The sequence below is a fragment of the uncultured Rhodospira sp. genome, from assembly GCF_937138205.1.
Classification (GTDB): domain Bacteria; phylum Pseudomonadota; class Alphaproteobacteria; order Rhodospirillales; family Rhodospirillaceae; genus Rhodospira.
Map to the genome: position 1 here is coordinate 1 of NZ_CAKZOT010000103.1, position 16,953 is coordinate 16,953.

Annotated in this window: 16 protein-coding genes and 1 pseudogene; 9 read left to right on the plus strand and 8 right to left on the minus strand. The window is 68.5% G+C overall.

Annotation, left to right across the window (positions count from 1 at the left end; translation table 11 throughout):
* The 6 genes and pseudogenes from Q0309_RS14440 to Q0309_RS14465 all read left to right on the plus strand — a co-directional run.
* Window positions 1–226, plus strand: a pseudogene (locus tag Q0309_RS14440) (phosphoribulokinase); the annotation flags it as partial.
* Window positions 227–453: 227 nt separating this feature from the next.
* Entirely contained in the window at window positions 454–1,377 is a 924-nt protein-coding gene (gene cbbX, locus Q0309_RS14445; RefSeq protein WP_299442562.1) for a CbbX protein, read from the plus strand.
* Between the two features lie 51 nt (window positions 1,378–1,428).
* Entirely contained in the window at window positions 1,429–2,127 is a 699-nt protein-coding gene (rpe, locus tag Q0309_RS14450; protein WP_299442565.1) for a ribulose-phosphate 3-epimerase, read from the plus strand.
* Between the two features lie 107 nt (window positions 2,128–2,234).
* Window positions 2,235–3,002 carry a hypothetical protein gene (locus tag Q0309_RS14455; RefSeq protein ID WP_299442568.1) on the plus strand — a complete coding sequence of 256 codons (768 nt, stop codon included), beginning with the start codon at window positions 2,235–2,237 and terminating at the stop codon, window positions 3,000–3,002.
* A gap of 134 nt (window positions 3,003–3,136) precedes the next feature.
* Entirely contained in the window at window positions 3,137–4,240 is a 1,104-nt protein-coding gene (locus Q0309_RS14460) for an efflux RND transporter periplasmic adaptor subunit (RefSeq protein ID WP_299442571.1), read from the plus strand.
* Window positions 4,241–4,249: 9 nt separating this feature from the next.
* Window positions 4,250–7,315, plus strand: coding sequence for an efflux RND transporter permease subunit (locus Q0309_RS14465; RefSeq protein WP_299442574.1), 3,066 nt, complete (start codon window positions 4,250–4,252; stop codon window positions 7,313–7,315).
* A gap of 8 nt (window positions 7,316–7,323) precedes the next feature.
* Here the strand turns inward: Q0309_RS14465 and Q0309_RS14470 are convergent, their stop codons facing one another.
* Window positions 7,324–7,785: a DUF3429 domain-containing protein gene (locus Q0309_RS14470; RefSeq protein ID WP_299442578.1), complete on the minus strand. Its 462-nt coding sequence runs from the start codon at window positions 7,783–7,785 to the stop codon at window positions 7,324–7,326.
* Between the two features lie 199 nt (window positions 7,786–7,984).
* On the opposite strand from Q0309_RS14470, the gene Q0309_RS14475 reads away from it, so the two are divergent.
* The gene (locus Q0309_RS14475) at window positions 7,985–8,710 is read left to right on the plus strand and encodes an alanyl-tRNA editing protein (RefSeq protein ID WP_299442581.1); all 726 of its coding nucleotides are present in this window, start codon (window positions 7,985–7,987) and stop codon (window positions 8,708–8,710) included.
* Between the two features lie 117 nt (window positions 8,711–8,827).
* The gene (ubiA, locus tag Q0309_RS14480) at window positions 8,828–9,772 is read left to right on the plus strand and encodes a 4-hydroxybenzoate octaprenyltransferase (protein ID WP_299442584.1); all 945 of its coding nucleotides are present in this window, start codon (window positions 8,828–8,830) and stop codon (window positions 9,770–9,772) included.
* 16 nt (window positions 9,773–9,788) lie between these two features.
* Here ubiA and Q0309_RS14485 read toward each other — a convergent pair whose 3' ends face one another.
* Complete coding sequence (locus tag Q0309_RS14485) at window positions 9,789–10,541, minus strand: winged helix-turn-helix domain-containing protein (RefSeq protein WP_299442587.1); 753 nt, start codon at window positions 10,539–10,541, stop codon at window positions 9,789–9,791.
* 133 nt (window positions 10,542–10,674) lie between these two features.
* Here Q0309_RS14485 and ribA point away from each other — a divergent pair, with 133 nt between their 5' ends.
* A complete protein-coding gene (gene ribA / locus Q0309_RS14490; RefSeq protein ID WP_299442804.1) occupies window positions 10,675–11,820 on the plus strand; it encodes a GTP cyclohydrolase II in 1,146 nt (381 codons plus the stop codon).
* A 21-nt stretch (window positions 11,821–11,841) separates the two neighbouring features.
* Here the strand turns inward: ribA and Q0309_RS14495 are convergent, their stop codons facing one another.
* From Q0309_RS14495 to Q0309_RS14520, 6 genes are read right to left on the minus strand one after another with little or no spacing between them, the layout of a single operon-like run.
* The gene (locus Q0309_RS14495; protein WP_299442590.1) at window positions 11,842–12,333 is read right to left on the minus strand and encodes a hydrogenase maturation protease; all 492 of its coding nucleotides are present in this window, start codon (window positions 12,331–12,333) and stop codon (window positions 11,842–11,844) included.
* On the minus strand, window positions 12,330–13,649 hold the full coding sequence (locus Q0309_RS14500) for a Ni/Fe hydrogenase subunit alpha (RefSeq protein WP_299442592.1): 1,320 nt from the start codon (window positions 13,647–13,649) through the stop codon (window positions 12,330–12,332). The genes Q0309_RS14495 and Q0309_RS14500 overlap by 4 nt, the downstream gene beginning before the upstream one ends.
* On the minus strand, window positions 13,649–14,428 hold the full coding sequence (locus Q0309_RS14505) for an oxidoreductase (protein WP_299442595.1): 780 nt from the start codon (window positions 14,426–14,428) through the stop codon (window positions 13,649–13,651). The genes Q0309_RS14500 and Q0309_RS14505 overlap by 1 nt, the downstream gene beginning before the upstream one ends.
* Window positions 14,428–15,285 (minus strand): FAD/NAD(P)-binding protein, encoded by an 858-nt coding sequence (locus Q0309_RS14510; RefSeq protein WP_299442598.1) that lies wholly within the window; start codon window positions 15,283–15,285, stop codon window positions 14,428–14,430. Before Q0309_RS14510 ends, Q0309_RS14505 begins: the two co-directional genes overlap by 1 nt.
* Window positions 15,269–15,760, minus strand: a complete 492-nt coding sequence (locus Q0309_RS14515) for a Crp/Fnr family transcriptional regulator (RefSeq protein ID WP_299442601.1) — start codon at window positions 15,758–15,760, stop codon at window positions 15,269–15,271. The genes Q0309_RS14510 and Q0309_RS14515 overlap by 17 nt, the downstream gene beginning before the upstream one ends.
* Entirely contained in the window at window positions 15,723–16,901 is a 1,179-nt protein-coding gene (locus tag Q0309_RS14520) for a 4Fe-4S dicluster domain-containing protein (RefSeq protein WP_299442604.1), read from the minus strand. The genes Q0309_RS14515 and Q0309_RS14520 overlap by 38 nt, the downstream gene beginning before the upstream one ends.
* Window positions 16,902–16,953: the final 52 nt, after the last annotated feature.

Here is a 16,953-nt window from a genome sequence, read left to right on the forward strand (position 1 = left end):
CGCCCGCTGGAGCCCGACGGCGGACGAATCCCTGGTGGTGATCCGCTTCAAGAACCCGCGCGGCATCGACTTCTCGTACCTGACGTCGATGCTCCACGATAGCTGGATGTCGCGCGCCAACTCCATCGTCATCCCCGGCGGCAAGCTGGACCTGGCGATGCAGTTGATCCTGACGCCGATGATCGAGCGTCTGGTGGACCGCGCGCGGCGCGCCCGCAACGGCTGAGGACCTATACGGCTCCTCTCTTTGTCGCCACCTTACGCCTGCCCCCGTGCCCCATCGGGGACAGGCGTCGGCGGGCCGGCCCGTCTCTGGCACCGGACGGGCCGGGTGGGGAAGGCTCCTCCCTCCCAGCCTTCCCCACCCTCCGGCCCTGCGGCATATCGTTTCCGTGGCTTTGACCTGTTGGCCCGCGGGCCGGCAGCCCCATGATCTAGGCAAGAGGACACCCGATGCAGGACGCCAGCGAAGAGACCCCCACCTCGGTCGACCTGCAGCAGGAGTTCGAGAACTCCGGCGTCAAGGAGGTTCTGGAGGACCTGGACGCGACCCTCATCGGGCTGGCGCCGGTCAAGCAGCGCATCCGCGAAACCGCCGCGTTGCTGTTGGTGGAACGCGCCCGCAAGCGGCTCGGCCTGGCGCACGACACGCCGACCCTGCACATGAGCTTCACCGGCAACCCGGGGACCGGTAAGACCACGGTGGCGCTGCGCATGGCCGACCTGCTGCACCGCCTGGGGTATATCCGCAAGGGGCATCTGGTGTCGGTCACCCGCGACGACCTAGTGGGCCAGTACATCGGCCACACCGCGCCGAAGACCAAGGAAATCCTCAAGAAGGCCATGGGCGGCGTGCTGTTCATCGACGAGGCGTACTATCTGTACCGCCCCGAGAACGAGCGCGACTACGGCCAGGAAGCCATCGAGATCCTGTTGCAGGTGATGGAGAACCAGCGTGACGACATCGTGGTGATCCTGGCCGGCTACGGCGACCGCATGGACAAGTTCTTTGAGAGCAACCCGGGGTTCCGCTCGCGCATCGCCCACCATATCGACTTCCCGGACTACACCGACGAAGAACTGTTCCACATCGCCGGGCTGATGCTGAAGGACCAGAACTATACCCTGACGCCGGAGGCCGAGACGGCCCTGCGCGAATACGTCGGCCTGCGCCGCACGCAGCCCCATTTCGCGAATGCGCGGTCCATCCGCAACGCGCTCGATCGCGCCCGGCTGCGCCAGGCCAACCGCCTGTTCCAGAGCGCCAGCGGGCCGCTCGACGCCGCCGCGCTGTCGGCCATCGACGCGCCCGACATTCGCGCCAGCCGGGTGTTCCAAGGCGCGCCCGACTCCGAACCGGACCCCAACGCCAAATAAGTCTTCGCGGCACCGGCCCGCGCCCCACTTCACGAGAGGGACGTCCTTGCCATGACCTTTGATCGTTCGCTGAAGATCGCCCCGTCGATCCTGTCCGCCGACTTCGCCAACTTCGGCGCCGAGTGCCGGGCCATCGAGGCCCAGGGCTGCGACTGGGTGCACGTGGATGTCATGGACGGCCACTTCGTCCCCAACATCACCTTTGGTCCGGCCATGTGCAAGGCCATCCGCCCGCACGTAAGAACCGTGATGGACGTGCACCTGATGATCGCGCCGGCCGACCCGTACCTGGAGGACTTCGCCAAGGCCGGCGCCGACGTCCTGACCATCCACCCGGAGGCCGGGCCGCACCTGGACCGCTCCCTTCAGTTGATCCGTTCGTTGGGTTGCAAGGCCGGCGTGGCGCTCAATCCGGCGACGCATGAATCGGCGATCGAACACGTGCTGGACGGGATCGACTTGGTGCTGGTGATGAGTGTGAACCCCGGCTTCGGCGGGCAGAGCTTCATTCCCAGCGCGGTGGAGAAGGTGCGCCGCGTGCGGGCGATGATCGGCGACCGGCCGATCCACATCCAGGTGGACGGCGGCATCACGCCCAAGACGGCACCGATGGTCACAGAGGCCGGCGCGGACGTGCTGGTGGCCGGCTCGGCCGTGTTCAAGGGCGGGTCGGTGGACAATCCGTCCGTCTACGGCGACAACATGCGCGCCATACGGGAAGGGGTGGCGGCGGGCGCGCGCGCGGCGTAACCGCAGGGCATTTTGCACAAAACCACTGGTCAGCACCGGGCAAGGGTGGTATCGTTCCGTTTGAGCAAGAATGTTCATCACCGCAACCGTGGACCAGGATGGATCCCATGCTTGTGAACGGCACCGCCCCCGACGCGTCCGCATTGGCGTCCCAGATGTCCGAGAGGGCCAGACGCCTGCAGACATCGTTGGACAGCCACGAGAATCCGCTGATCGCGATCGTTGACGTGAACGATCCCTCCCAGGCCAAAGCCATGGAGGATGATCTCGCGTTGTCGGAAGATGCCATCGGCCGCCTTGAAGCCGCCGAACAGGAAATGCGGGAGGCGCGCAAGGAGGCCGCCCGCCAAAAGCTCGAACGCCTGAAGGCCCAACTCCAAGCTTTGCGGATGCTGGCCGCCAACGACCCGGAGGCTGCCGCGCGCGAGGCCGCTCGGCTGGCCCGTCAGCTTGCCTCGGCGGTCCGCGAGTATGTGAGCGCTGGCGGCGACGCCAGCGAGGCGGCCTCGGCGACCGGCGCGCCGCCCCCAAGCGTGCCCACTCCGTCGAATGATGACGGTGCCTCGGTCGAACGGGACGCGGGGTCAGGCGCGGCCGGATCGGACCCCATCGACACGGCCGTCGCGGCGAGCAACGCCGAGGCGGCCGACCGCCGGGCGGACGCAGCGTTCGTCAACGACGCCCGCCTCGTGCGAAGCGGGCTGAAGGCGATCATTGAGGAGGCGCAGCGCCGCAAAGAGGACGATCCGCTTGCGGCCGACATCGACACCACCGCCGCCGACCGCACCCTGACCGCCGTGGACGCGATGCTGGCGGGACAGGCCGCGACACCCGACACGACCCCATTCGTTCCTAGCGTGACCCTCCTCGTGTGACACAAAGGCGGTCGGACCTGCGCCGCGCGCAACAGGGTCCGCGCCTGTCGCATGGCTCGGGAGTCGCAATTTTCCGAGTCTCTCCCTATGGTGGGCGGCCTTCCTTCCCGCGTCACGCAAGGAACCGTCAGCCCATGACCCCGCGCCAATACCCGCCGGTCCCGGTATGGGTCCTGGTGGCCGTTGCCGTCCTGATCGGGTTCATGCCCGGCATCGTGATGGCCGAGCCGGACATCGCCCGCCCCGCCCGCATCGCCGAAGCCAAAGCCGCCGACGCCATGGAGGTCCACACCTTCCCCGCGCGCACCGAGGCGGTGCAGGTCGTCGACCTGTCCTTTCGCGTGCCGGGCCTGCTCCAGGACCTGCCGGTCAAGGAAGGCGAACTGGTTCCCGAGGGCGAGGTGATCGCCCGACTGGATCCGACCCAGTACGAGCGCAACGTGCGCGAGGCCGAGGTGAACCTGACGTCGGCGCGGCAGGACTTCGAGCGCAAGAGCCAGCTGGTGGCCGAGAATGCCGTCTCCCGGCAGGCCTACGACGATGCGCGCAACGCCCTCGATCTGGCCGAGGTGGCGCTGGAAAAGGCGCGGCAAGACCTAGCCTACACGACCCTGTCGGCCCCCTTCGACGCCATCGTCAGCCGCCGCCTCGTGGAATCGTTCACCAACATCCAGGCCGGCCAGCCGGTGGTCCGCCTGCAGGACGTCAGCGAGATCCGCGTCTCCGCCGACATCCCCGAATACCTGATCGCCACGCATTCCCAGGATGATCCCCTGGCCGTCGAGGCCGTGTTCCCGTTCCTCGCCGATCGCGTGTTCCCGCTGGCGTTTCGCGAGATCTCGACCGAGGCGGACGACGTCGCCCAGACCTACCGGGTCGAGTACGGAATGCCGCGCCCCGAGGATGCCGGCATCCTGCCCGGCATGACCGCGACCATGCGGGCGCGGCTGCCGCGCGCCAACACCGTCGAGGGCGCGGTCACCGTGCCGCCGGGCGCGCTGGTCCCCGCGACACCCACCGCCGAAAACGGCGACGGCGCGGACGCCGAGGACTCCTTCTTCGTCTGGGTGGTCACGAGCGACAACGGCGCGGTCAGCCGCCGCCCGGTCACGGTCGCCCGCATGACCAACGATCTGGCCTTCATCGCCGCCGGACTGAAGGCCGGCGACAAGGTGGTGACCGCCGGGGTGCATCACTTGCGCGAGGGGATGCGTGTCCGCCCCCTGGGTAAGGAGTAGGGCGGACCCATGGATGTCGCGCGCGTCTCGATCGAAAAGCCGGTCAACACCTGGCTGATCGTTCTCATCTGCCTGATCGGCGGCCTGGTCGGCCTGATGTCCGTGGGCCGCCTGGAAGACCCGGCCTTCACCATCAAGGAAGCGAAGGTCATCACCGCCTACACCGGTGCCACCGCCGTCGAGGTCGAGGAGGAGGTCACCGAGCCCCTCGAATCCGCCATCCAGCAAATGGCCCAGCTCAAGGAAATCCGTTCGGTCTCCAAACCGGGCGTGTCCGAGATCACCGTCGAGATCCAGGACACCTACGACGGCGCCGAACTGCCGCAGGTGTGGGACGAACTGCGCCAAAAAGTGAGCGACGCGCACGCGTCGCTGCCGGACAACGCCGGCACGCCCGCCGTGTTCGACGACTACGGCGACGTGTTCGGGTTGTTCTACGCCATGACGGCCCCCGGCTATTCGGACCTGGAGATCATCGAGATCGCCAAGTCCCTGCGGCGGGAGCTGCTGACCGTGCCCGGCGTGGCCAAGGTGGAAACCGCCGGAGAGCCGTCGCCCGAAATCCACATCGAGATCTCCCAGGACAAGCTGAAGCGCTTGGGCGTGTCGATCAGCTCGGGCATCACCCTGCTCGACGTCGAGAACGCCGTGCAGCCCACCAGCGTCGTGACCATCGGCGACGAGCGGGTGCGCATCACCATCGACGATGCCTTTGACACGGTGGACGCCGTCGAGAACCTGATGATGGGCGCGCCCGGCAGCACGGCCATGATCCGCCTGCGCGATGTCGCCGAGGTCAGCCTCGGGCGACAGGAGCGGCCCGACCTGCTGATCCGCCACAACGGCGAACCGGCGGTGACCTTGGCCATCGCCGCCGTGGGCGACACCAACGTCGTCGAGGTCGGCAAGGCGGTGCAGGCGAAGCTGAACGCCCTGACGCCGTTCCTGCCGGTGGGCGTGGAGCTGCACACCATCTACAACCAGGCCACCGTGGTCGACGAGGCGGTCGCCGGCTTCCTGGTCAACGTGCTGGTCTCGGTGTCGATCGTGGTGGCCTCGCTGTGCGTGTTCATGGGCTGGCGCGCGGGTGTGGTGGTCGGCTGCATCCTGTTCCTGACCGTGTTCGGCACGTTGCTGTTCATGTGGTTGGGCGGGATCGAACTGGAGCGCATTTCGCTGGGCGCGCTGATCATCGCCATGGGGATGCTGGTCGACAACGCCATCGTCGTGGCCGAGGGCATGTTGATCGGAATGCGGCGGGGCAAGAGCGCCCTGCGCGCCGCCAGCGACGTCACGCGCCAGACGCAATGGCCCCTGCTGGGCGCCACGGTGATCGGCATCATGGCGTTCTCGGGGATCGGCCTGTCACCCGACGCCACCGGCGAGTTCCTGTTCTCGCTGTTCGCCGTCATCGGCATTTCTCTGCTGCTGAGCTGGGTGCTGGCGGTGATGGTCACGCCGCTGTTCGGGTCGTACCTGTTCAAGCAGGGCAAGGCGGCGGCCGACGGCGACGCGGCCGACGATCCGTACGGGGGCCGGATGTTCGGCGCGTATCGGGGTGTGCTCCGGGCCGCCCTGCGAAATCGCTGGCTGACGGTGCTCGCGCTGGTCGGCGTGACCGCCGCGTGCGTGGTGGGGTTCGGTTCGGTCAAGCAGGGCTTTTTCCCCTACTCGGACACGCCGATGTTCTACGTCGACGTCTGGATGCCCCAGGGCACCGACATTCTGGCCGTCGAAGAGCTGATGAAAGAGGCGGAGGCGTTCGTTCTCGACCAGGAGGCCACCGAGACCGTCAGCACCTTCATCGGTCAGGGTGCGACGCGATTCATGCTGACCTATTCGCCGGAGGCCGCCAATCCGTCCTACGGCCATATGATCGTGCGCACCACCACGCGCGAGGACATCCCGGCGTTGATCGACACAATCCGGGGGCCGCTGGCCGAGCGTTTCCCCAGCGCCCAGGTGTTCACCCGGCGGCTGGTGTTCGGTCCCGGCGGCGGCGCCAAGCTGGAGGCTCGCTTCTCCGGCCCGGACGCCACCATGCTACGGACACTGGCGGCGAAAGCGGAAGCCGTCTTCCGCGCCGACGGCGGCATCATCGATATCCGCACCGACTGGCGCCAGCGCGAGAAGGTCCTGCGGCCGCAGTTCGCCGAAAGCCGCGCCCGTATCGCCGGCGTCAGCCGCAACGACCTGGCCCAGAACCTCTTGTACTTTTCCGACGGCCTGCGGATCGCCACGTTCCGCCAGGGCGATGAGTTCATTCCCATCGTCATGCGTGCCCCCGACGACGAACGCGGCGACCTGACCGCCATCGACGACCGGCTGGTCTGGAGCAACGGCCAGAGCCGCTACGTGCCCGTGGGCCAGATCCTGGACGGCGTCGCGGTCGAGACCGAGGACACCATCATCCGCCGCAAGAACCGCGTGCGCACGCTGAACGTCCAGGGCGACCCGGCCGGCGAGCAGAGCGCCGCCGAGGTCCACGCCCGCATCAAGGACGAGATCGAAAGCCTTCCCCTGCCGCCCGGATACAGCCTTGAATGGGGCGGCGAGATCGAGGACACCGCCGAGGCCCAGGGCGCCTTGATGAGTCAGGTTCCCGTCGGGTTCCTGGTGATGGTGCTGATCACCGTGTTGCTGTTCGCCACGGTTCGCGAGCCGCTCATCATCTGGCTGGTGGTGCCGATGTCGATCTGTGGCGTGACGGTGGGCTTGCTCGGCACCGGGCTGGCGTTCGACTTCATGTCGCTGCTGGGCATCCTCAGCCTGTCGGGAATGCTGATCAAGAACGCCATCGTGCTGGTGGAGGAGATCGACCTGCAACTGGAGGAACAGTCCGACCGCTTCGCCGCGCTCGTCCAGGCCGGCGTCAGTCGATTACGGCCCGTGGTACTGGCGGCCGGCACCACCATCCTCGGCATGGTGCCGCTGGTGACCGATCCGTTCTTTGCCTCGATGGCGGTGACCATCTCGGGCGGCCTGGCCTTCGCCACGGTGCTGACGCTGGTGGCCGTGCCGGTGTTCTACAGTCTGTTCTACCGCATCCGGCCAGCCAAGACGGCCGCCGCCTGATCGTCGCCTCAGGTGAGCGCGCCGGCCACGGCGGTCAGCGCCAGGCACAGCACCGCCCCGGTGGTCAGCGCCAAACGGAGGCCGATCCACCACGCCGGCACCAGGGACAGGTCGCCCATGCGCTTGTCCAGCAGGAGCTGCCCCAGGAAGGCCAGCGCGAGCAGCGTGAATCCGTGCGTGCCTTGCAAAAACAGCGCCGACCAGCCGAGCAGCGGCGGCACGACACTGAAGGCGAACAGCTCGGCGGCGTGCTCGCGGTCCAGGCGATGGCTCTGCGCCGCCGCCACGCCCCATACGATCCCGCCCAGGAAGGACAGGATCACCGCGCCGTAGGTCTGCACGGCATAGGCACCAACCCCCGCCGCTCCGCCGGTCCCGATCCACGCCAGGGCGGTCCCGGCGGCGAAGGGCAGCAGACCGGCGACCCCGAGCAGAACGACGGCGGGCGGCATGGACGAACCTGGGCGCATGATGGGGAATCCTTGGCACACGAACATGAACGACGACCATATCACCGTACCGGACTCGCGTGGCGAGGAGAAACACCGCTGCTCAAGTGCGCGCGACACCGCGCCGACCCGCCGGACGGCGGGTGACCCTGATCCTCTGCGATGGTAGCGTGGGCCACCTGCCCCGCTTTCGTCGACTCCGGACCCGGATGGAGCCCCCATGACCGAAGAGTTGTTCCGCGCCGACTCGTACCAGCGCTCATGCGACGCCACGGTGGTTGCCGCCGCCCCCGACGGAATCCGCCTCGACCGCACGGTGTTCTATCCCATGGGCGGCGGCCAGCCGGGTGATACGGGCCGGCTATGCCTGGCCGACGGCACCACCATCGAGATCGTCGATACCCGCAAGGCCCCGGACGGCGACGCCGGGATCCTTCATGTCCCGGCCGAGGGCGCGGCCCTGCCCGCCCCCGGGGCCACCGTGACGGCGGAGATCGACTGGGACCGCCGCCACCGCCTGATGCGGATGCACACCTGCCTGCACCTGTTGAGTTCGCTGGTGGCCGGCGGCGTCACCGGCGGCAGTGTCGGCGACGGCAAGGGCCGGCTCGACTTCGACCTGCCCGAGAAGACGGTGGACAAGGACGATTTGACCGCTGCCCTGAACGACCTGATCGGGCGCGACGCGCCGGTCTCCATGCGCTGGATCACGGATGACGAGCTGGACGCCCAGCCCGAACTGGTCCGCACCATGTCGGTGCAGCCGCCACGGGGCAGCGGCCGCGTGCGGCTGATCGCCGTGGACGGCATCGACCTGCAGCCATGCGGTGGCACCCATGTCGCGCGCACCGGCGAGATCGGCGGCATCGCCGTCACCAAGATCGAGAAGAAGGGCAAACACAACCGCCGCATCAACCTTGTGTTCACCGACCCGCCCAGCACCTGAATACCCATCGCGCACGACAGCCGACACTTGAGCCGGGCGGATCATCCCCGTAAGTTTCCGGCGGCGCGCCGGCAGGCTGGGCGCGCATCGCAGCGGCAACGGAGGGGCGAGAAAACCATGGCCAAGAGCGCGGACCTGATCGGCGACATGCCCGTGAAGAGTTGGGTGGACCGGCTGGTGCCGGCGCCGTTGCTGCCCTACGCGAAACTGATCCGGCTGGACCGGCCGATCGGCTGGTGGCTGCTGATGTGGCCGTGCTGGTGGAGCACGGCGATGGCCGCCGATGCCTCCACATACTACCTGCCGGACCCGGTGCTGCTGCTGCTGTTCCTGATCGGCTCGGTTGTCATGCGCGGCGCCGGCTGCACCTATAACGACATCGTCGACAAGGATGTGGACGCCAAGGTGGCCCGCACGGCGGCGCGGCCGATCCCGTCGGGCGCCGTCTCACCGGCGCAGGCCAAGATCTTCCTGGTGATCCTGCTGCTGATCGGGCTGGCGGTGCTGCTGTCCCTGAACTGGTTCGCCATCATCCTGGGCGTCATCTCCCTGCCGCTGGTGTTCGCCTATCCGTTCATGAAGCGCATCACCTATTGGCCGCAGGCCTGGCTGGGCATCACCTTCACCTACGGCGCCCTGATGGGCTGGGCGGCGGTGCGCGGCGACTTGGACTGGGCGCCGATCGCCCTGTACGTCGGCTGCTGGTTCTGGACCCTGCACTACGACACCATCTACGCCCACCAGGACAAGGAGGACGACCTGCTGGTCGGCGTGAAGTCCTCGGCCCTGGCGCTGGGGCACAACACCCAGCCGGCCCTGCTGCTGTTCAGCACCGTGTTCATCGGCTTGGTGGCGGTCGCTGGGGCGCTGGCCGGGCTGAACTGGCTTTTCTTCCTGTGGCTGGTGCTGCCGTTCGGGCACCTGCTGTGGCAGGTTGTGACGGTGGACATCAACGACTCGAACGACTGCCTGACCAAGTTCAAGTCCAACCGGTGGATGGGCGCCCTGTTGTTCGTCGCCATCATCATCGGGCGCGTGCTGGCCGGCGACGGGGGCGCGTGAGCCCTTTGTCTTCCCCTCAACCGCCCAGGCTGTAGCCACCATCGTCCGTGCGCAGCAGGCTGGGCTGGCGCGGGTCCGGCTCGATCTTGCGGCGCAGGCGATGGATGTGGGTTTCCAGGGTGTGGGTACTGACGCCGTCGCCGTAGCCCCACACCCGCGCCAGCAGGACATCGCGGGCCACCGGTCCGTCGGCGGCGCGCAGGCAGGCGAGGATGGCCGCCTCCTTCTCGGTCAGCGCCACGACGCGGCCGCTGGCGCGTTCGACCAGGGTCCGCCCGCCCGGATCGCACAGATACGGGCCGAGCAAGAAGCGGCCAGTCTGTCCCTGGTCCCGGTCCGGCCCGGCCGGGTTCACGGCCAGCACCGCCCGCAGTGCCGATACCATCGCCGCCAGCCGCGCCGGCCGGTCGGTGCTGGCCACTCCCGGTGGCCAGACACGCATCCGCGAGCCTTGCGGCATCATCAACAGCACCGGCAGTCCGGGCACGGTGGCGCGCAGGCGCGTGACGACGCCATGGCCCTCGTCGGCGTCGGTGACCGACACCAGCGCCACGTCCCAAGCCGGCACCCCCCCGTCAACTCCGTTGACCAGCGCCGCCTCGACCGAGTCCATGTCGTCGACCCGTGCCTCGGCCTCCGCGTCGGTCAGGCTCGACGCCAGTTGACCGGCCAGCGCCCGGCGCGGGGCCTCCGCCCCATCCACCAGCAGCACGCTCAGAACCCTGCGTCCCGCCGCCGGCGTCCCAGCCCGTGCTTGCGTCTCCGTCATGGCTTTGTCTTATATCTCGGTTCCCATGGCCGCACACGAGCCAAGGCGGGCCAAGCCCGGTTCGTTGGTCATAGACCTTTCCGCGCGCCCCGACCAGGGGGACGTCTCCCGCCAAAGGATCGGTACCCTCATGATGCCGCAGTCCCTGCCGCCCAGCACGCCGACGCCGCCCGCGACCGCCCTGTCCCCGCTGGACCGGGTCGGCCGCGCGGTCGCCGAACTCCGCCGCGGCGCGCCCGTGGTCGTGACCGGCCCCGGCGACGCGGTTGTCTGCATGAGCGCCGAGGGCATGGACGGCGAGGCCCTGGCTCGCGTCTCGGCACTTGGCGATGCGCCGCCCGCCCTTTTGGTGACGGCCCGGCGGGCGGCCGTCCTGCACCTGTCCGCCCCCGGCCCGGGTGCCGTGCGGCTTGTCATTCCCGGCGGCCTGACGGTCGAGCGCCTGCGGTTGCTGGCCGACCCGGAGGCGCGGGACTCGGCGCCGGTTCCCCCGGGCACCAGTGTCGAGCCCTTGCCGGTGGACAGCGGCGCCGGCGCCAGCGTCGCCTTGGCCAAGCTGGCCCGGCTGTTGCCAGCCACAGTGGCGACGCCCTGCCCCTGCCCGGCCCTGGACGCCGAGGCCTGGGCGGGCTCCCGTGATCTGGTGGCGGTGGCGGCGGAGGACGTCCTCGACTACCACGAGGCGGCGGCGCGGGCGCTACGGCCGGTCGGCGAGGCGCGGGTTCCGCTCGACGGAGCCGAGGATACGCGAATCGTCGCCTTCCGCCCGGTGGATGGCGGCATCGAGCATCTGGCCATCGTCATCGGCCGGCCCGACCCGGCGGCGCCGATTCTCGCCCGTCTGCACTCCGAATGCTTTACCGGCGATCTGCTGGGGTCTCTGCGCTGCGACTGTGGCGAGCAACTGCGCGGGGCCATCGCCGCCATCGCCGCCGAGGGCGCCGGCGTGCTGTTGTACCTCGCCCAGGAAGGGCGCGGCATCGGCCTGGTCAACAAGCTGCGGGCCTACTGCCTGCAGGACGGCGGGCTGGACACCGTCGAGGCCAACGAGCAACTCGGTTTCGACGACGACGAGCGGCTGTATTCACCGGCCGCCGAGATTCTGCGTCAGCTCGGCTTCGCCCGGGTCCGGCTGATGACGAACAATCCGCGCAAGGTCGCGGCGCTGGCCCGGCACCGCATTGAGGTCGTCGAGCGCGTCCCCCACACCTTCCCGGCCAATGCCCACAACGTGGGATACCTGCGCGCCAAGGCGCGTCGCAGCGGGCATTTGTTCTGACCGCCGGGCGGACCGGGCCGATCAGCGGGAGACGGTCGCGTCGCCGGCCTCCCGCCCCGCTCCAAGCGACTCGAGAATCTCGTCGACGACCGCGCCCTTGGCCGCCAGCACCGGCGGCGACAGGTCCGCGCCGATGTCGAACACCGCGCCCTCGACGCCGATGAACCGCACCCACGGCGGCAGCGTGCCCAACACGCGGGCCAACTCCACGGCCTGGGCCAGGCCGAACGCGTGCGTGGAACACGGCGCCACGTCCTCCGGCAGGGGCTGGCGCGACAGGTCGAACCGAACAATCTCGCCGGGCGCGCGCCCTGACCGCACCGCGTCGATCAGCACCACCCGCGCCGCCCCTTGCCAGCCGTCCATCAGCGCGGCCGGTTCGCCATCATGTTCGAGGCACGCCACACCCGGTGGCGCCCGTTTGGCGACCGCCCGCGCCACGATCCGGCCGAACGCGTCATCGCCGCGATCCGGGTTGCCGATCCCGATCACCAGCGTCCGCCCCCCAGTCATGCGCGGTCGATGTGCAGGGTCAGGAAATGCGTCGCGCAGGAAATGCACGGGTCGTAATTGCGGATCGCCTGTTCGCAGATGTACTGGATCTCGTCGTCCGGCTTATCGATCCAGTCCGGCACCAGCCGGCGCAGATCATCCTCGATCATCGGTTGGTTTTGCGAGGTCGGCGGCACGATGTTGGCCCCGGTGATGAGCCCGGCGTCGTCGAGGCTGTAGCGGTGATACAGCAGCCCGCGCGGTGCCTCGGTCGCGGCGTGGCCGGTGCCGGCCGTGGGGACAACATCGATGGCCGACCGCTCCGGCGGCGCATAACCGTCGATGAGGCGCAACGCCTCGATCACGGCATACAGCGTCTCGACCGCGCGCACGGTGATGCTGCGGAACGGGTTGGTGCAGACGGGTCCCAGCCCGGCCGCTCTCGCCGCCTCCCGGACCTCCGGCGGCAGGCGGTCGAAGTTGTTGGCATAGCGCGCCATCGGCCCGACGTGATAGCTGCCGCCGTCCGGGATCATGACGCAATGCAGGGCGTTGGAACGCTCGACGTGGCGTTCCTCGAAATGCGCCTCGAACGCCGCGACGTCGATATCGAGGCCCGTGTTGGACACCACGCGCCCCTCGTTCATCGGGTATTCGTCCGGGTGCCGCAAGGAGACGAATGTGTAGTCCTGCTCGAACGCTGGAAAGTCGAGCGTGCCGGTCCAGGCCACCGTCTCGAACGCCAGGTCGCGCGCCCGCAGCAGGGTTGCGCGCAACGCCGACAGGTCCGCCCGCCCGGGCGCGCGATGGAACCCGCCGACGCGGACGTTGATGGGGTGGATCTCCCGCCCGCCCAACAGGTTCATGATTTCGTTGCCGGCCTTTTTGAGCTGAAGCCCGCGCTGGGCGGCCTCCGGGTGGTCTTTGGCCAGTTCGACCACGCTCGGATAGCCCAGGAAGTCCGGCGCGTGCAGCAGGTAGATGTGCAGGGCGTGACTGGAGATCCATTCGCCGCAGTAGAACAGCCGCCGCAGATCCCGCAGAGCGCCGCCGACCGTCACGCCGCAGGCCGCCTCCATGGCGTGAACGGCGCTCATCTGGTACGCGACGGGGCAGATGCCGCAGATGCGCGCCGTGATGTCCGGCGCCTCGGTGAAGGCGCGGCCGCGCAGCAGCCCCTCGAAAAAGCGCGGCGGTTCGAAGATCTTCAGCGCCACGTCTTCAAGGGCGTTGCCGCGAATGCGGATGGACATCGCCCCCTCGCCCTCCACACGGGCGAGGTAGTCGACCTTGATCGTGCGCGGCGCACCATCGCCGCCCGGCATATCGCTGCCCATCACGCCCCTCCCCCATGGCGGTCCCCTTCGCGCCGGAACTCCGGCGCGCTGGCGTTGTAGGTGCGGAACAGGCGTTGCACGGCGTCGTCCGCCACGCCGAGTGCGCCCAGATGGTGCGCGAGGGAGGCCGTGTTGGGCCGCTCCATCGGCCCGAAACAGGCGTAACAGCCGCGATTGTAGGCCGGGCAGATGGCGCCGCACCCGGCATGGGTCACCGGCCCCAGGCACGGCGTGCCGTGCGCCACCATGATGCACGGGGTGCCGCGCATCTTGCATTCGATGCATACGCTGCCCTGCGGGACGTTCGGCTTGCGCCCGTTCAGCAGGGCGCTGACCACCTCCAGAAGCTGCGCCTTGTTGATCGGGCAGCCGCGCAGTTCCATGTCGACCCTCACATGCGCCGACAGGGGCGTGGAGGTTTCAAGGGTGCTGATGTACTCGGGGTGGGCGTAGACCATGTCCGTGAACGCCCGGACATCGGCGAAATTGCGCAACGCCTGGATGCCGCCCGCCGTGGCGCAGGCGCCGATGGCGATCAGCAGCCCGGACTGCTCGCGCACGGCCTCAAGGCGCTCGCGGTCGTGCGCGGTGGTGATCGATCCCTCGACCAGCGACACGTCGTAGGGGCCGTCCAGCACGGCCCGGCTCGCCTCCGGGAAGTTGGCGATGGTGATCGCGTCCGCGACGGCCAGCAACTCGTCCTCGCAGTCGAGCAAGGTGAGCTGGCAGCCGTCGCACGAGGCGAACTTCCACACGGCGAGTTTGGGTTTGTCGGCCATCACACCTCGCGAATTCTGAACAGGTGTTGGACACGGTCGAAGGAGAACACCGGTCCATCGTCGCAGACGAAGAACGGCCCGTACTGACAGCGCCCGCACATCCGCACCCCGCACTTCATGTTGCGTTCCATCGAGATGTGGATGTTCTCCGCCGCGACCCCGCGATCCAACAGCGCATAGGCCGAAAAGCGCATCATGATCTCTGGCCCGCAGATCAAGGCCGAGGTTCGATCCGGATCGAGGCGCCGCCAGTTGAGGAAGTCGGTGACGACGCCGACCTTGCCGGTCCAGTCGCGCCCGGCGTTGTCGACTGTCACGTTGATGTCGATCGAATCGTTGGCGCTCCACCCGGCAAGCTGATCGGTATAGAGGATGGTCCGGGGCTGACGCGCCCCGTAGAGCAGGGTCAGGTCCCCGTAGCGGTCGCGGTGGTTCAGCAGGTGGTAGACCGCCGGCCGCAGCGGCGCGAGGCCGAGCCCGCCGCCCATGACAATCACGTCCCGGCCTTCGATCTCGTCGACCGGCCACACGCTGCCGAACGGCCCGCGCAGGCCGATGATACCACCGGGTTGAACAGCGCACAGCGCGTCCGTCACCGTGCCGACGGCCATGACGGTGAAGGTCAACTCGCCCGTCCGCGCGGGGTCGCCGCTGATCGAGATCGGCACCTCGCCCTGGCCGAACACATAGATCATATAGAACTGGCCGGGCGCGAAGGCGCAGGCGCCCGCCGCGTCCCCGGTGCCCGCCGGTTCCACGCGCAGACTCATGCAGCCGGGGATCTCCTCCCATGTCTCCAGCACCCGGAAGGGCGTGGGAAGCATCGGCCGGGGAAGCTGTTCAGCCGGCTGCGCCATACGTCGCCCTCCCGCTCGCGTAGATGTCCAGCATCTGCCGCCGCGTCGCCTGCAACCGTTCCAGCATGAGCTGGGCGAAGCGTTTCATGAGTTGGTAGCCCAGTTCGTGGTCGGCCTCGGCCTTGCCGCGCAGGCAGGCGCCGTCAAGCGCCACGGCCGAGCCGTCGGTCAGGGCGTGGGTGTCGAAGCCGTTGCGATATGGCGGGAACAGCCAGGAGTATCCGGCGATGCCGCCCGCGCCGACGCGAGCGATCGACAGCGGCCCGCCCGCCGGCATGTGGCTTTCGATCGCCACCTCACCGCCCCGGATCAGGTAGAAGGTGTTGGCTTCCTCCCCCTCGCGCAGCAGGAAGTCGCCCGCGCGGAAATGGATCAGTCGGCCGCAGCCCGACAAGGTCTCGAACTGATCCTCCGACAGGCCGTCGAAGAACGGGTTCTCAGTCAGAAGCGTGTGGATGTTCTTGAACGTGACCATCGGCGGCGTCCTTCTTGCGTTCGCTATCCCGGATCAGACGGACTTCCTCGGTCAGATCGATTCCAACGGGGCACCAGGTGATACAGCGGCCGCACCCGACACAGCCGGAGGTGCCGAACTGGTCCTGCCAGGTGGCCAGCTTGTGGACCAGCCATTGCCGATAGCGGGAGCGAATCGTCGGCCGCACACTGCCGCCGTGGATGTAGGAGAAGTCGGTGGTGTAGCAGGACTCCCAGTGCCGCCAGCGTTCGGCATGGGTCCCGCTCAGATCGGTGACGTCCTCGACCGTCGTGCAGAAACAGGTCGGGCACACCATCGTGCAATTGCCACAGGCGAGGCACCGCCGCTCCAGATCGGCCCAGCGGCGGCTTTCATAACTGCCGTAGAGCAGGTCCTTGACGCCGGTGGTGTCGAGCGTGCGGCCCATCTGGTCCACGGCCCGTTTCGTGCAGGCCTCGGCGGCGGCGAGATCGTCCGGCCGGGCCTCGGAATGCGGAATCTCGGCCAGCACGGACGCACCCGCCGCGCTGCCCGCCTCAACGACGAACGAATGCCTGTCGGCGTCCAGGATCTCGGTCAACGCGAGGTCGAACCCGCCATCGGCGCGCGGGCCGGTGTCCATCGAGGTGCAGAAACACGTCTTCGCCGCCTGTCCACACTGGATCACGACGGTGAACGCCTTGCGTCGGCGCCGCGCATACAGCGGGTCGGTGTTCTGTTCGGCCATGAACACGGCGTCCTGCACCTGGATCGCGTGCAGGTCACAGGGCCGCACGCCGATGAAGGCGAAGGCCTTGGCCGCGTCCGGAGTCTCCCGCATGGAAAACCCGCCGTCGGGTGTTTTCTCCGCCTCCCACAGCTTCGCTTTCGGCGGAAAAAGGTACGGCTTCCACGCGTGCTGGCCGTTGTTGAACCCGAACAGGGCGGCGTCGGCGCGGCGCATCAGGCGGTAGGTCGCGGCGTCCTGGTCCTCGGTCCAGCCCTCGGGCAGGTCGTCCACGCCGCGCAGCTCGTCAAGGACGATGACCCCCTCGCGCACCGTCGGCCCCACAGGCACATAGTCCCGCGCGATCAAGGCATCGAACAGGCCTTCCAGGCTGTCGCGCGAGATGACGCCGGCCTTGTTGGTCGTCGCGGTCATGCGCCCTCCGCCCCGTGATCCCCCAGCCCCGGCGCCGCCCATCGGACTGGAA